Below are 14,823 nucleotides of genomic sequence, written 5' to 3'. Positions count from 1 at the left end.
TGTCGATCAGTCCTCGTCGTCGAGTTCCTCTTCGCGGACCCGGTTGCGGCCCCACTCGACGTCGTCCTCCCGCAGCCAGGTCTCCCTGGTGTAGGTCTCGTCGTCGTCATCGTCGTAGTAGCCCGAGCGGGTGCCGCCGCGCCCGCCGGCGCCGCTGCGGCTGCCGGGAGCGCCAGCGCGGTTGCCGCCGTTCAGACCGCCGCGGCCGCCGGTGCCCGAGCCGGAGCGGCCCGTCCCGGAGGAGGCGCCGGAGCGAGCGGGGCTCGTGCCGCCGGTTCCGCGACCGGGCGCGTTGCCCGCACCGCCGGTCGGCGTGGCGCCGCGAGCCGGACCGAAGAGGCCCGCGCCCGCGCCGGTGAGGGCCGCGCCGCCCAGGCCGGTGCCGCCGCCACCGCCCATGCCGGGCACGTAGCCGCTGCCGCCGCCGGTGGGCGTGTAGCCACTGGCGAGACCACCGGCGAGGTCGCTGTCGACGTCGTCGTACGAACCGGGCACCCAGCCGTCGGTCACCGGATCGAGGTCGTCATCGGTGCCCACGAGGCCGTCGGCTCCGGCGGAGTCGCCGGAGGTGTGGCCGGGCGCGTTCGGCACATCGCCGGCGTTGTTCAGCCCGTTGTCGGCGAACACACCGCCGGTCGGCGCCTGGTACGTCGTGTTGCCAGGCATGTCGCTCGGCGGAGGAGGCGGAGGCTCGGAGAAGTCCTTCTCTCGCACCATCGCGTACTGGTCGCCGAGATCGGCGACGATCTGCGCCATCGCCTCATGGCGCTGGTCGACGTACTGCTCGTACTGCTGCTCGTACTGAGTCTTCTTGGTCTCGTACTCCGGCTTGGTCTTGTCGATGTTGTTGCTCTCGAGCCACTCGTCGTAGGTCTCGGTCGACGTCGGGTAGAGATCGGCGTTCTGGGCGTTGTCCTGAGCGGTCTTCAGGAAACCGGCCAGGTTGGGCATGAGCTGCTCACCGGCGTGCTTCATGCCCTCCTCCGACTCGATGCTGTACTGCTCGACGATCGACATGCGGCCCTGGAACTCGTCCGCCGCGGCGCCCGTCCACTGGGTGCGGAGCGTCGTGACATGCACGGCCATCTCCTCGCGGGCGGCCTTCATGCCGCTCGCTGCGGAGGTCCAGATCGAACCGGCCTGCTCGACGGCCCAGTCGTCGCCTTGCTGGAGAAACTCCCACAGCTGCTCGTGGGTGTACGTGCTCTTGTAGTAGTCCTTGCCTTTGCCCTTGGCAACCATGGCGGGCTCCTTCCTCGGGGTTCAGGTCGTCTGCTGCCGCAGGGCTACAGGATCTCGGGTTCGTCGTCGGACGCCGGCGTCTCACCAGTGCCGGGAGCATCGGTCTCGGTACGGTCGTTGTCGTCGCGCACGTCCTCGACGTCGCTCGTCGAGATGCCGTTGCCGCGCGAGTCGAACTCGCTCTGCACGCTGGCGACGCTCGCGTTGACCTCGCCATCCGACTCCAGGTAGCCGGTCTTGATCTCCTCGCTGATCACGCGCCCCGTGTCGAGGCCGTGGAACACGCGGTCGATCTGCTCGGCGCGACCCGGGTAGAACACCGTGCGGTACGCCTCGGCGAGCTCGATCGCGTCGTCGAAGCCGCCGAACGGCACGTTGACGGTGTCCACGGTCCGGAAGCTGCTGCCGCTCAGCAGCTCGGGGTTGGCGCCCTCCCGCAGGCGGACCACCGAACCGCCCATGACCTGGCTGCGGTAGATCTCGAGGTCGTCGAGGGTCAGGCCCATCTTCGAGATGAACTCGTCGAAGGACTCCTCGGTCATCTGGAACCGGGTACCGCTGGAGTCAGTGACGGTGTAGGAGCCGTCCCTGTTCTGGACCGCACCGCCGCCCATGTCCTCAGGAAGCAACGTCATCACCTCGGTGAAAGAGAATTCGTCAGGGGGTATGGTCGGGCCGCTCGCGGACCTCGGCGCGCTGCGGTGGGCACGCGGCTGCTCGATCTGTGCTCATACCAGCATACCGATGCGGTGCAATCCGGACGCCATCGGCGGCACGGCATGGCACGAACAGGGGAGATCTGGACACAAGGGAGCCCGCCTCCGGGCCGCAACCAGGAGCAAGGCCCCGTTCGCCCCCGTTCGCCGACCGCTGCCACACCCTCCCCAGGACATGACAGGACATCCCTTTCGACCCGACTACCCGGGACTCTGCCCTGGTTGCCCCGTACGCCCGAGGTGGCACTAAGTGGGGATACACGGGCCCCGTCACTACTAGTAAACTCGGAGACGCACCGCCAGCCCGGTGAGTTTGCACGGACGGGTTATGGTGACTGCGGAATCGATGAAAAACTCACTGGGATACCCCTGACGGCCTAGAGCCCTAGCGCCTCAGCCCCGGTCAATTACCTGGAGGTGACATATGCCCGGTGTGGCAATGGATCCGGAAACAGTCGCGAAGGCTGCTGCCGACACTGTTGAAGCCAAGCTCTCGGTCGACAACAACCTCGACCGGTTGAAGAACCTGTGTGACGACCTCGCCGCGACCTGGACCGGTCAGGGCGCTGCTGCGTTCACCACCACCATGGGTACGTGGGACGCCAAGGCCGCCAAGCTCCTCGACGCGCTGCAGGACATCGCGGACGCCCTCGACTCGTCCGCCGCCGCTCAGGCCGAGATGGACGCCGAGTCCAACTCCGAGTTCTCCGCCTTCGACGGCGAGCTCTAGCAGCTTCCCCCCTATCACGGAAAGAGGTGAACCATGTCCGGGCGTATTGCAATGGACTACGCGGAGCTCGAAGCAGCTTCGCAGCAGATCGCCACTGAGTCCGGCGAGATGACCAGCACTCTCGCGGACCTCCGCTCCCAGCTCGAGGCCCTCGACTGGGAAGGTGACGACAAGGCGACCTACGAGGAAGCCAAGGCCCAGTGGGACCAGGCGTTCGAAGAGATCAACGCCATCCTCGAGGCCGTCGGCCGCGCGGTCAACAACGCCAAGGAGCGCTACGCCGCGACCGAGGCCGCCAACGCCGGTCGCTTCGGCGGCTAGCACCTCGTCGACTCAGACGACTCGAAGCCCGGGATGATCCGCAAGGATCACCCGGGCTTCTCCATGTCCCGGGCAGGGCGCGAGCGGACCGCGTGCCGAACCGGGCGCGAGACGACCGCGTCGACCCCGCGCAGCCCGAACGCCGGAGGGGCGGGACCGATCGGTCCCGCCCCTCCGGCGTCCACGTGAATTCGCCGCCGCTCGCCGCCGCAAGGCTGAGCGGCCCGCGGCCACCGCCTCCGCAGCGCGGCTCAGTCGCCTTCGACGACCGCCGCCGCCCGCTCGGGCCTCCGCGTCCCCGGCTTCCAGCCGCGCTTGCGGCCCTTCGGGATGATCGTCCGCAAGACCAGGACCAGCGCGACCAGCACGATCGCGCCGCCCACGCTCGCCCAGGCCACCGCCTTCTCGAACGCGAGCGGGTCGTAGTCCACGTTCACGGCCGCGATCGACGACGGCTCCGCCTCCGGCGTCGCGCCCGGCGCCTCACTCTCGACCGGATCGTCGAACGACGTCGCCGTCGGGTCCTCGCCCGGCTCCAGCGGCGTCGAGATCGCCTTGCCCACGTTCAGGACGCCGTGGCCCTGGTAGATGTTGAAGTCGTTCGGCGGGTGGATCGCGGTCCCGGTCAACCGGTGCTCGATCCACGCCGGCGAGACGTCCTCCCCGAACTCCGCCTTGAGCAGCGCCGCCGCCCCCGCCACGTACGGCGCCGCGAAACTCGTGCCCTCCTGCTTGCCGAGCCAGCCGCCGCCCGGCAGCGGGACCGTCACGTCCTGGCCCGGTGCGATCAGGTCGATGTTCGACCCGTAGTTCGTGCTCGTGTAGAAGTTCCCCATCGGGTTGTGCGCGCCGACCGCGATGACCTCCGGGTAGTTCGCCGGATAGAACTTCGCCTTCTCCGGGTCGTTCACCACCGCCGGGTCGTCCATGTTCAGGTTCTCGTTCCCGGTCGCGGCCACGATCACCACGTTCGCCGCGATCGCGTTCGCGACCGCCTCCTTCAAGAACTCCGTGTCCGGCAGCGCGATCGACACGTTGATGACGTCGGCGCCGTTCGCGACCGCGTCGTCGATCAGGTTCGCCACCAGCCGCGACCGGTCCGCGTCCGCGCCCTCGTTCCCCACGAAGGCCCGCAGCGGCAGGATGTCCGCCCCCGGCGCGACCCCCACGAACTGCTCCCCCTGCGCGGTGCCCGCCGCGATCGCCGCGACCGCGGTACCGTGACCGTAGGCGTCGCACGTGCCGTCGCCCGCCGGATCCCAAGCGTCCCAGCCCGACTTCACCCGGGAACCGAAGAGGCTGTCCAGCCCGGCCTCGACACCCGAGTCGATGACCGCGATCGTCACCGGATCGCCGTTCTCGAACCGGCCGTCGTTGAACCGGTGCGCCTCCTCGAGCCCGATGAAGTCGCCCGCCCAGTCCCGCGCGGTCAGCGAATCGGAGCTGCCCGCTCCGGTCTCGCACGGGGAGACGTCGTCCCCCTGCGCCACAGGGGTGGTGAACTCCGCATGCGCAGGGGAAGTCGCCAGCAGCACCGATCCGGCCGTCGCCATCGCGACCGCTGCGGAATAGAGAGGAATACGCGGGAGGAATCGCACCCGCTCAGTCTAACGCCGCAGCGCCAAAGGGCCGGTGCGCCGTATACCGGGCCGAAACACCGCAAGGGCGGGCCACCGAGAGGTGGACTCGTCCGCTTACGATAGGTACGACCACTCACCTTCATGATGGAGACGTCGCCAATGACGATGCTTCAGGGGCAGCAGCAAGCACGCGGCACCGCGTCCGTGCAGGCCCAGCAGCAAGGCGGCCCGATCGCCGGCGAGTCGGTCGTGTTCACGACCCGCTCCTCGGGACGGCTCGGGCCGCTCACCGTCGCCCAGCTCATCGCCGTCGAGCTCGCGCTCACGATCGCGCTGGCGAGCCTGGCGCTCGGGACGATCGCGCTCGCCGCCGGCGGCGGCGTCGCGCTCATCGTGCTGGTCGTCGTCTTCTGGCGCAAGGGCGACTACTGGTGGTACCAGACGTGGCCGCTCAAGTCGCGCATGCGCCGGCGCATCCGCGCGCTCGACCCCGAGCAGCTCACCGAGGTTCTCCACCGGATCGCGCCCGACCTGGGCATCACCGGCGTCGAGGACCGCGACGAGAACGTCGGCATCGGCCACGACAACGGCGGCTGGTTCACCGTCATCGAGATCGGCTCCACCGACGAGGGCACCAAGGCCGTCCCGCTCGAACGCCTCGAGCGCCTCTTCGACGAGACCTCCGTCCCCGTCTCCGCCGTGCAGCTCGTCGGCCACACCACCCCGGTCGGCCTCGCCGCCTACGACAACAGCCCCGCCTCGCGCTCGTACCGCGAGCTCCTCGGCGACTACCCCGCCGTCGTCCACCACAAGGCGTGGCTCGCCGTGCGCCTCGGCGCCCGCGACGCCCGCGAGGCCACCGCCGAGCGCGGCGGCGAGGTCGACGGCGTCTACAAGGCGCTCGCCTCGACCGCCCAGCGCGTGAGCAAGCTCCTCGGCAACGTCGGCGTCCCCAACCGCATCCTCGACGCCGAGGGCGTGCGCGAAGCGGTCCAGCAGTCCCTCGGCGTGGCCTTCGCCCCCGTCCCGGGCGAGCGGACCGCCGAGGAGTGGAACCACTGGTACGCCGACGGCCTCCGCCACGTCGCCTACCGGGTCACCAAGTGGCCCACCGACGCCGTCGCCCTGCACCGCACCGTGGACGCCCTCTCCGGCGTCCCCGCCGCGTTCGTGACCGTCTCGACCGTGGTCACCGCGAGCGCGAACGGCAAGGTCAACCCCGACGGCCGCATCACCGGACGCCAGCTCGCCGTGGACGCCATCGTGCGCCTCGCGCTCGACCAGGCGTCGTGGGAGTCGGCCCAGAACCAGCTGCTCAACGTCGCCGACCAGCTCGGCGTCCGCCTGCAGCGCCTCGACGGCGAGCACGGGCCCGCCGCGTACGCATCCGCCCCGACCGGAGGAGGACCCCGATGACCGACCGCGGCAACGTCTACGGCGGCGGCACTTACCAGGGGGGCTCGTACCAGGGCGGGAACTACCGCGCCGGCGGCGGGCGCCACTCGGACGACGAGGACGCCGACCAGCGCCCGGTGGACGACGACAACGGCGGCACGCTCAACATGCCGCGCCCGGGCCAGCAGTCCCCGGCGTCCCCGCAGCAGCCGTCCGCGGGCCCGCCCGCGCGCCCGCAGTCCCCGGCGTACGGCCAGCAGCCCGGCCAGACCGGGCAGACCGGCGCCGTCTACGGCCAGCCGGCCGGCCGCCAGCCGGGACAGACGGGCCAGACCGGCGCGGTCTACGGCGCCCGCCAGGGCCAGCAGCCGCCGCAGTCCCCGCAGGCCCCGCAGGCGCCGCAGCCGCCGAGCGCCCGCGGCGGAGCCCAGCCCCCGCGTCCGGCCCAGCCGCCCCAGTCCCCGCAGGGGCAGCCACAGCAGCCCCAGTACCAGACACCACGCCCGCCGGAGATGCGCCCGCCGCAGCCCCCCGGGCCGCAGGGCCAGCCCCCGCAGGCGTCCTCGCCGCCGCAGTACCAGCAGCGGCCGGTCGCGCCCCCGCCCGCGACGCCGCCGCAGGGCCAGCCGTCGCAGCAGCAGCGCCCGCAGCAGCCGCAGTACCAGCCGCCGCAATCGCAGCCGCAGTCGCAGCCGGCGCCGCAGCCGCAGACGCCGACCTCGCAGCAGCAGCGCCCGGCCCAGCCGCCCGCGGCCGCGCCGGTGTCCGCCGCGCCCGTCTCGGCCCAGCCGGTGTCCGGGCAGCCCGTCTCCGGCAGCCCGATCTCGGGCGGCCCCGTTTCCGGCGGCCCCGTCTCGGGCCAGCCGTACTCGGCGCAGCCCGCCAGCGCGCAGCCGTACTCCGGCATGCCCTACTCGGGCGCGGCCCCGATCACCGGCGGCCCGATCAGCTCCCTGCCGACCTCGGCGGGCCTGTTCGGCGTCTCCCAGGTCTCGGCCGGTCCGACCGAGGGCACCGTCTACGGCCTCCCGGTCACCGACCGCGCGGTCGAGACCGCAAGGGACGCGGGCAAGCCGATCGAGCCGGTCAAGTCGGTGCCGCAGTTCCCGACCGCCCGGGCCCTGGAGCTCATGACGTCCGCGAGCCCGCCCGCCGGCCTCGTGATCGGCCGCGACGCCGAGCAGATCCCGGTCGTGGCGCCGTTCTTCCGGCCCGAGGAGACCCGCATCAACCTCATCGGCGGCGTGTACCTCGCGCGCCTGCTCGTGTTCCGCGCGCTGGCGATCGGCACCCGCGTCGCGGTCTGCACGACCCGCCCGCAGGAGTGGAACGGCCTCGGCGAGACCGCGACCGGCCGCAACGACCGCCTCGCGGTGCTGCACGGCGACCAGCCGGTCACCGTCGAGGCGAGCCAGCACTCCCCGGCGCTGTACGTCTACGACGTCGGCGAGCGCGGCTCGCAGACCAAGCCGGTCCTCGGCCCCTGGCGCACGCAGCTGACGGTGCTCCCGCGCCTGACGAACTACGCCGACAGCCTCACCGGCGACGCCCACATGACGGTCCTCCAGCGGCTCACCGCCGAAGAGGCCCAGATCGCCCGCTCGGCGATCCGGGTCAACCAGGAGGTCCTCCAGTGGCTCCAGATGCTGCACGACGACATGATCGCCATGCTCCGGAAGGGCCAGAAGGAGCGTTACCTCTGGTGCGCCCCGACCTCCATCGAGGCGCAGATGTTCGGCGCCCCGATGCGCACGTACTAGCGCCAGACCGGTCGCCACGCCGTCGGCCCTCCCGAGGGACACCCGATCCGGGAGGGCCTTTCGCCTCGGAGGCGAACCGGCATCGGATTCCGTCCGAAGCTCGGCCGGGTCCTCACCTGGCAGCCTCAACAGCGATCGGCCCTTTCACTCGAACGAGTGAAAGGGCCGGTTCCGTCTCGGCAGACGGAACCGGCCCTGAGTTCTTGTCGGACCCGAACGGTATTTTTGAACCAGGGGTCCCTTTTATGTCCGATTTGCGGAGACTCGCCGCGGCGCTCCGAGACGCTCCCGAATCGCCGGCCCCGTATCCGAGCCCGGCCCCGAACGGCGCGCCCGCTAGCTCGCGTCGCGCCAGTTCTCCAGGTACGCCTCGGCCAGCTGCGTGGTCATCTCGGTCAGCGCCGCCTCGTCGACCCCGGCCTCCTTCGCCACCGACAGCCGCAGCACCAGGTAGACGTTGTCGTCCTGGAGGTGCAGCTGGTAGTTCGAAGTCCCGTCGGTCACGATCCGCGCCACTGCCGCCGACTGGTCGCCGACCGCCGGCGCCGGGTCGACCGGCGTCCACAGCTCCGCCAGGTCGCCGAGCTCGCCCGTGCCCAGCTCGTAGTTGACGCTGGCCTTCGCGTCGGAGTCGAACACGGTCCCGTCGACCTCGAGCAGCGCGGCCGCCTGGTCCGGCTCGCCGTACGTCACGGTGCACAGCTGCACCCACCCGCGGCTCTTCTGCTCGGCCTCGGCCGCCTCGGTCGGGTCCGCGCCGTTCACCGCGGACTCGAGCGGCCCGGCGTCGACCAGCGAGCACGGCGCGTCGGTGCCCTCGTACGTGAGCCCCGCACCGGCCGCGTCACCGGTGCTCTCCTCCGTGTCGCGGTTCATGAACCACCACACGCCGCCGCCCACGAGCGCGACCGCCACGACGGCCGCCACGATCTTCGGCCACGGGCTCGACTTGCGGGCCCGGCTGCGCACCTTCTGGAAGTCCGAGCGCCGCCGCGGCTCCTTCGGCATGTAGCCGAGCTTCCCGATCGCGGTCGTCTCTGCGCCGCCGCCCCACTCGTCCTTCGCGCGGTCGTCGACGAACGCGGTCTCCTCGAACGGCTGGTCCTGGCGCTCCTGCGAGGCCTGCCCGCCCGGGCTCGGCCGGTACTCCCGGCCGGGCGCCGCCGGACGCGACCCGGTCACCGGCCCGCTCGGACGGCGCGACTCGTACCCGCCCGGCTGCGCCTCATAGCCCCCCTGCTGCGGCTCGTAGCCGCCGTGCTGCGGGGAGAACTGCTGCTGCGGGGACTGGTACTGCCCGGCCTGCGGACCGCGGCCCGCCATGGGCCCGCCCGCGATCGGCCCGCCGGCCGCCGACCCGCCCGCCCGCGGCGCGCCGGCCTGCGGCGCCGGCCGCCCGGCCTGGGGCGCGGGACGCCCCGCCTGCGGCCGCTGCTGCCCGTAGCCGCCGCGCTGCTGAGGGCGCTCCGGAGTCGGCTGCCCGCCCTGGTGGCGGCCCTGATCACCTTGCGCGGCGTACGGCTCGCCCGAACCCTGCGGCCGACCCGCGCGGGGACGCCACTGGCCGGAGCCCGACCGCCGCCCGTCGTCGGGCTGCTCGTCGTATGCCGGGCCAAAGGGTGGTGTGGCGCTCACGATGATCCTCCGCGAATGGATGCGGCGTGTCGACTTGACGCCGCGGTAGTCACGGTCAGCTTAGAGGGAGCCCCCTAATTCCCCGCCCGGGGGAGTGATTCCAGGAGACCCGACGACAGGCCCTCCGCCAACGCCTCGACGTCCCCGCCCTCCGGCGGCGCGCCCGTGACGAACACGTTCAGGCTCAGCGTGGTGTTCGCCTCCTGCGCGTGCAGGCGCACCTCGGTCTCCTCGCCCGCGGCGATCACCGCGGACGCCGCCTGCTCGCCGACCCCGCCCACCTCGGCGGTCTCGTGCCCCTCGGACGCCTCGAACTCGAGCACCCCGGCGTACGCCGCCCGCGCCTTCGACGCGTCCTCGTACACCTGCACGGTCGCGAACAGGGTCACGAGCCGGTACGCGTCGGCCCCGGCGTACTCCGCCGAATAGGTGCAGTCGAACGTCCGCACCTGCTCCTCCGAGGACTCCTCGGGGCTGCGCGCCTGCTCGGTGTCGGCCCACGGCGTCAGCAGCTCGGGGTCGACGACGCGCTCGCAGAGGTCGCCGATCTCGCCGGCCTCGACGAGCGGCTTCTCGTCGCCGATGCCCGAGCTCCAGAAGAGCACGGTGCCGCCCCCGAGGAGCAGGACCGCGACCACCGCGAGGACCCATCCGACGCTCGTGAGCTGCCGGAACAGGTCGGCACCGCGATGCCGCCCCTGGTAGGTGGCCGGTTTCCCGTCCGCCCGGGGCTCCTCGGACCGGTCCGAGTCGATCACCTGGAGTGCGATGGCTCTGTCCTTCGTCTGGAGGCTGCTGGTGGCGCGCCACTCGACAGCTTATCGAGTACATGGGACACGGGCCACGCTCGAATCGTGCCAACCACGAGGAGTCGTGTGTTCTCACCCGATCGTGACGGCTCCCACTGAGAGGGAGGGCACCGGGTTGTCCACCTGTTCGGCGAATGACACAGAGTGTGCGATACTCGACCTTGTCGTACCGCACATATCTACGGACGGTGCGACCCGCAGATGTCCTGTCCGCGCCCCTCACGACGGCGACGGACTTGACGACTCGGCTGGGGGCAGAGGTGTTTCCCCAGTGGGAGTTGAACTTTTCAGTGCGGCCCGAACGGCAGGGGACAGCGCCGGAACAAGGCTCGCGAGCCTGCTGGGCGACGCGAGCCGGACGCCGGCCCCCGCCCGGTCGGGAGGACCGCACTCTGATGCCGCGCCCGTGCGGCAGCGGACGCAAACCGCGTCACGCGCCCGGGCAGCGGCTGGAATGGAGATTTATTCGTATGCGCGAGAATGAGCCGCGCGAACAGGTGCCCGCGATCGCGGTGACCTTCATGGCTCCTCAAAAACCCAAGAGCGACGAACCGGCGTCCGAGACGCCCCGCAGCGACCGGCCCCGCGCCACCGCAGCGACCGCCGCGATGTTCGCACCCCCGCCCAAGACCGCCCCGAAGGCGGCCGAGCAGCGGTCCGAGCGCTCCCGGTCCGACTCCCGCGACCAGCAGGACGACGCCCCGGAGCGCGGCCAGGACGCCGAGCCGCGCCGCCAGGCGAAGAAGACCCAGGCCAAGAAGGCCCAGCCCCAGCAGGAGCAGCAGCCGTCGCGCAAGCGCACCCGCAACCGCGGCGAGCGCTCCGACAAGCCCGCCGACAAGGGCCCCGAGGACAAGGCCGCCGAGCGCGAGCCGAAGGCCGAGGAGCCCGTCGCCGAGGACTTCGACGACGACTACGACGACGATGACGACTCCGAGGCCGGCCGCCGCAGGCGCGGCCGCCGGGGCCGCCGCGGCCGCGGCCGCGGCAAGGGCGTCGACGGTGTCGAGGGCGGCGCCGACGACGAGGACGACGACGAGGACGAGTCGCACGCCGACACCGACGAGGACGACGAGGACTCGGGCGCCGACGGCCCCGAGGTCACCCGCCGCCGGCGTCGCCGCCGCCGCAGGGCCGGCTCCGAGGACTCCGACCGCTCGCGGCCGGACGAGTCCGACGACGACGCCGAAGTGGTCGTCAAGGTCCGCAGCCCGCAGCGCCGCACCTCCTCGAACGAGGAAGTGCGCGGCGTCTCCGGCTCCACGCGCCTCGAGGCGAAGCGTCAGCGCCGCCGCGACGGCCGCAAGTCCGGCCGCGGCCGCGTCCAGGTCGTCAGCGAGGCCGAGTTCCTCGCCCGCCGCGAAGCGGTCGAGCGCCAGATGGTCGTCCGCGTCCGCGGCGGCCGCGCCCAGGCCGCCGTCCTCGAGGACGGCATCCTCGCCGAGCACTACGTCTCCAAGTCTGGGGCCCAGGGCCTGGTCGGGAACGTCTACCTCGGCAAGGTCCAGAACGTGCTCCCGAGCATGGAGGCCGCCTTCGTCGACATCGGCCGCGGCCGCAACGCGGTGCTCTACGCCGGCGAGGTCAACTGGGACGCGACCGGCCTGGCCGGCAAGGCCCGCTCGATCGAGCAGGCCCTCAAGCCCGGCGACTCCGTGCTCGTCCAGGTCACCAAGGACCCGGTCGGCCACAAGGGCGCCCGTCTGACCAGCCACGTCGCCCTCTCGGGCCGCCACCTGGTCTACGTCCCCGGCGGCAACGCCTCGGGGATCTCCCGCAAGCTCCCCGACCGCGAGCGCACCCGCCTGCGCGCGGCCCTGAAGAAGCTCGTCCCCGAGAGCGCGGGCGTCATCGTGCGCACCGCCGCCGAGGGCGCCGGGCCCGAGGAGCTCGCCCGCGACATCTCCCGCCTCCAGATCGAGTGGGAGGAGATCCAGGCCAAGGCGAAGAAGGGCAACGCGCCGAGCGTGCTGCACTCCGAGCCCGACGTGCTGATCCGCGTCGTCCGCGACGTCTTCAACGAGGACTTCAAGGAGCTCGTCGTCGAAGGCGACGAGGCGTACGACGAGATCCACAAGTACCTGGAGTCGGTCTCGCCCGAGCTGCTGCCGCGGCTCAAGCGCCACACCGGCACGAAGGACGTCTTCGCCGAGATGCGCGTCGACGAGCAGCTCCTCAAGGCGCTCGACCGCAAGGTCTACCTGCCCTCGGGCGGCTCGCTCGTCATCGACCGCACCGAGGCGATGACCGTGATCGACGTGAACACCGGTCGCTTCACCGGCGAGGGCGGCAACCTCGAGGAGACCGTCACCAGGAACAACCTGGAGGCGGCCGAGGAGATCGTGCGCCAGCTGCGCCTGCGCGACATCGGCGGCATCATCGTGATCGACTTCATCGACATGGTCCTGGAGTCCAACCGCGACCTGGTGCTCCGCCGCCTGACCGAGTGCCTGGGGCGCGACCGCACCAAGCACCAGGTCACCGAGGTCACCTCGCTCGGCCTGGTCCAGATGACCCGCAAGCGGGTCGGCCAGGGCCTCATCGAGGCCTTCTCCGAGCCCTGCGACCACTGCAAGGGCCGCGGCGTCATGATCCACACGGACGAGATCCTGGGGAACGGGCGCAAGAAGGGCAACGGCGGCGGCGGCAACGGCGGCCAGCACCAGCACCAGGCCCAGCAGAACCAGAACCAGGGTCAGGGCCAGAACGGCGGCAAGAAGAAGAAGGACAAGTCCAAGTCCGGCCAGCAGCAACAGCAGCAGGCCAAGAAGCAGGACAAGTCCGAGCCGCAGGCCAAGTCCGCCGCCGGCGCGACCGCGAAGATCGCGGCCGCCTCCGAGCACGGGCACGAGGACGGCCACGACGAGTTCGTCGAGGTCGAGATCGTGGACGAGACCTCGTCCGAGCCGATCGCCGAGGCCACCGAACCCGACGCGCCGCTCGTGGTCGAGACCGAGACCACCGACGCCGCGGCCGCGACCGAGGAGGCCGTCCCCGCGGACGCCGACGAGGTCCTGGCCGAGGCGGAGGACGGGCCCGAGGACGACGAGCCCGCCCGCGAGGCGGCGCAGGACCCGGCCGAGGGCGCGACCGACGACACCGAGACTTCCGAACCCCGCGCCGCGGCCCAGGCCCCGGCCGAAGGCGAGGAGACCGGCTGACGGACCGGGCAGGCGCCGCGGACTGTGACGTTCGCGGCGTCCGCCTGATCCCGATGCCGGAACCAGCGGGTACATGACGTACCCTAGTGAGCGGCCTATAGAGCCCTCAGCTTTTCGTCCCTGCTCACGCGGGGACGAGCGCGGAGCTCGATCGGCGGGCCAGCCCAGGCGACGTTCGCGAAGCCGGCGTTGGCACGGTGCACGACACCGCGAAACTGACAGACACCGTTCCCCTGCGGGGAACTGACAGCTATGTCCCCGCATCGGGGAGGACCCAAGGAGACCGCGTCGACATGTACGCAATCGTCAAGACTGGCGGAAAGCAGTACAAGGTCGCCGAGGGCGACGTCCTCGAAGTCGAGAAGCTTCAGGGCGAGTCCGGCGACACGCTTACGCTGCCTGCGGTGTTGCTCGTCGACGAAGGCACTGTGGTCACCGACGCCTCTGGCGTCACGGTGAGCGGTGAACTTCTCGAGCACACCAAGGGCCCGAAGATCAAGATCCACAAGTACAAGAACAAGACCGGCTACCACAAGCGCCAGGGTCACCGCCAGCCGCTGACCCGTGTGCGTATCACCGGCATCACCAAGTAAGGGGTTGAACGATGGCACACAAGAAGGGCGCATCCAGCTCCCGCAACGGGCGTGACTCCAACTCCAAGCGACTTGGCGTCAAGCGCTTCGGCGGCCAGCACGTCAGCGCCGGCGAGATCCTCATCCGTCAGCGCGGCACCAAGTACCACCCGGGCGACCTCGTCGGCCGCGGCGGCGACGACACCCTCTTCGCCCTCGCCGAGGGTGAAGTGCTGTTCTCGCAGAAGCGCGGCCGCAAGCTGGTCAACATCGTCCCGACCTCCACCGAGGTCGCGGCCTAAGACCAGAGCGACAACGCTCGAAAAGCATGAAGGGGCCGGGCCCGTCGAAAGACGGGCCCGGCCCCTTTCGCGTACCTGCCGACGGCGAGCACGTCTTCCGTCTTCGCCCCCGCGGGGTGGCCATGTCTCCTCGCCTTCCTCCCTACCGGCGGCGCGCATGCCGCCTTCCGTCTTCCTCGCCCCGCCAGTGGGCATGTCACCCCTCCCCTCTCCCTTGAACGGCGGTCGTCTCTCCCCGCCCTCCCTCCTCGCTCTTGCACTCCCCTCCCTTTGGGCGCCGCTTCCGTGGACCCCTTCTCGTCTCCATCCCCTCTGCGCACCGAACGACACCATCCGTTCACAGCGCCGACCCCGGAATGTCGTACCCCTCCCGTAGGTTCGAACCCGGGAACCCCCGAGGGGCCGCGAATCGCCCGCGGCGTCGACGGCAACCGCGGCCGGCTTCGAGCCGGTCTCGCTGTGCCGCATCGGCAATGCGGCAGGTCAGCGCGGTCCCGAGCGGAAAGGGACCCCCCTGTTTCGTGCGCTCAAAACCCCGTGTATATTTGTCTTTGCCCGCGGGGGAACGGAACGGCTGAGCCGGTCCGGAGATCACGGAGG

At 71.3% G+C, this 14,823-nt stretch carries 12 protein-coding genes; 7 read left to right on the top strand and 5 right to left on the bottom strand.

What is annotated here, in order from left to right:
- Positions 1–6 precede the first annotated feature (6 nt).
- Both EIW28_RS10020 and EIW28_RS10015 read right to left on the bottom strand, forming a co-directional pair.
- Entirely contained in the window at positions 7–1,242 is a 1,236-nt protein-coding gene (locus EIW28_RS10020; RefSeq protein ID WP_125247604.1) for a WXG100 family type VII secretion target, read from the bottom strand.
- Positions 1,243–1,286: 44 nt separating this feature from the next.
- A complete protein-coding gene (locus tag EIW28_RS10015; RefSeq protein WP_125247603.1) occupies positions 1,287–1,877 on the bottom strand; it encodes a hypothetical protein in 591 nt (196 codons plus the stop codon).
- 520 nt (positions 1,878–2,397) lie between these two features.
- Between EIW28_RS10015 and EIW28_RS10010 the strand changes: the two genes are divergently transcribed.
- Positions 2,398–2,688, top strand: coding sequence for a WXG100 family type VII secretion target (locus EIW28_RS10010; protein ID WP_158630357.1), 291 nt, complete (start codon positions 2,398–2,400; stop codon positions 2,686–2,688).
- A 33-nt stretch (positions 2,689–2,721) separates the two neighbouring features.
- Positions 2,722–3,009 (top strand): WXG100 family type VII secretion target, encoded by a 288-nt coding sequence (locus EIW28_RS10005; RefSeq protein WP_125247601.1) that lies wholly within the window; start codon positions 2,722–2,724, stop codon positions 3,007–3,009.
- Between the two features lie 251 nt (positions 3,010–3,260).
- Here the strand turns inward: EIW28_RS10005 and EIW28_RS10000 are convergent, their stop codons facing one another.
- On the bottom strand, positions 3,261–4,499 hold the full coding sequence (locus EIW28_RS10000; RefSeq protein ID WP_158630356.1) for a S8 family peptidase: 1,239 nt from the start codon (positions 4,497–4,499) through the stop codon (positions 3,261–3,263).
- A gap of 249 nt (positions 4,500–4,748) precedes the next feature.
- Between EIW28_RS10000 and eccE the strand changes: the two genes are divergently transcribed.
- Together eccE and EIW28_RS09990 are read left to right on the top strand one after the other, a co-directional pair.
- The gene (eccE, locus tag EIW28_RS09995) at positions 4,749–6,005 is read left to right on the top strand and encodes a type VII secretion protein EccE (RefSeq protein ID WP_158630355.1); all 1,257 of its coding nucleotides are present in this window, start codon (positions 4,749–4,751) and stop codon (positions 6,003–6,005) included.
- Positions 6,002–7,744 (top strand): hypothetical protein, encoded by a 1,743-nt coding sequence (locus tag EIW28_RS09990; protein ID WP_125247598.1) that lies wholly within the window; start codon positions 6,002–6,004, stop codon positions 7,742–7,744. The genes eccE and EIW28_RS09990 overlap by 4 nt, the downstream gene beginning before the upstream one ends.
- A gap of 336 nt (positions 7,745–8,080) precedes the next feature.
- Here EIW28_RS09990 and EIW28_RS09985 read toward each other — a convergent pair whose 3' ends face one another.
- Both EIW28_RS09985 and EIW28_RS09980 read right to left on the bottom strand, forming a co-directional pair.
- Complete coding sequence (locus EIW28_RS09985; RefSeq protein ID WP_125247597.1) at positions 8,081–9,067, bottom strand: hypothetical protein; 987 nt, start codon at positions 9,065–9,067, stop codon at positions 8,081–8,083.
- Between the two features lie 386 nt (positions 9,068–9,453).
- The gene (locus tag EIW28_RS09980; protein ID WP_125247596.1) at positions 9,454–10,137 is read right to left on the bottom strand and encodes a hypothetical protein; all 684 of its coding nucleotides are present in this window, start codon (positions 10,135–10,137) and stop codon (positions 9,454–9,456) included.
- 521 nt (positions 10,138–10,658) lie between these two features.
- Between EIW28_RS09980 and EIW28_RS09975 the strand changes: the two genes are divergently transcribed.
- From EIW28_RS09975 to rpmA, 3 genes are all read left to right on the top strand, one after another.
- Positions 10,659–13,349, top strand: a complete 2,691-nt coding sequence (locus EIW28_RS09975) for an Rne/Rng family ribonuclease (protein WP_232013907.1) — start codon at positions 10,659–10,661, stop codon at positions 13,347–13,349.
- Between the two features lie 293 nt (positions 13,350–13,642).
- The gene (rplU, locus tag EIW28_RS09970) at positions 13,643–13,942 is read left to right on the top strand and encodes a 50S ribosomal protein L21 (protein ID WP_091052684.1); all 300 of its coding nucleotides are present in this window, start codon (positions 13,643–13,645) and stop codon (positions 13,940–13,942) included.
- Between the two features lie 11 nt (positions 13,943–13,953).
- A complete protein-coding gene (gene rpmA / locus EIW28_RS09965; RefSeq protein ID WP_125247595.1) occupies positions 13,954–14,223 on the top strand; it encodes a 50S ribosomal protein L27 in 270 nt (89 codons plus the stop codon).
- Positions 14,224–14,823 lie beyond the last annotated feature (600 nt).

The sequence above is a fragment of the Glycomyces terrestris genome (genome assembly GCF_003933745.1).
In the GTDB taxonomy this organism is placed as follows: Bacteria; Actinomycetota; Actinomycetes; order Mycobacteriales; family Micromonosporaceae; genus Glycomyces; species Glycomyces terrestris.
The sequence above is the reverse complement of the archived record's forward strand: the minus strand, read 5'-3'. Positions and strand labels throughout refer to the sequence as shown.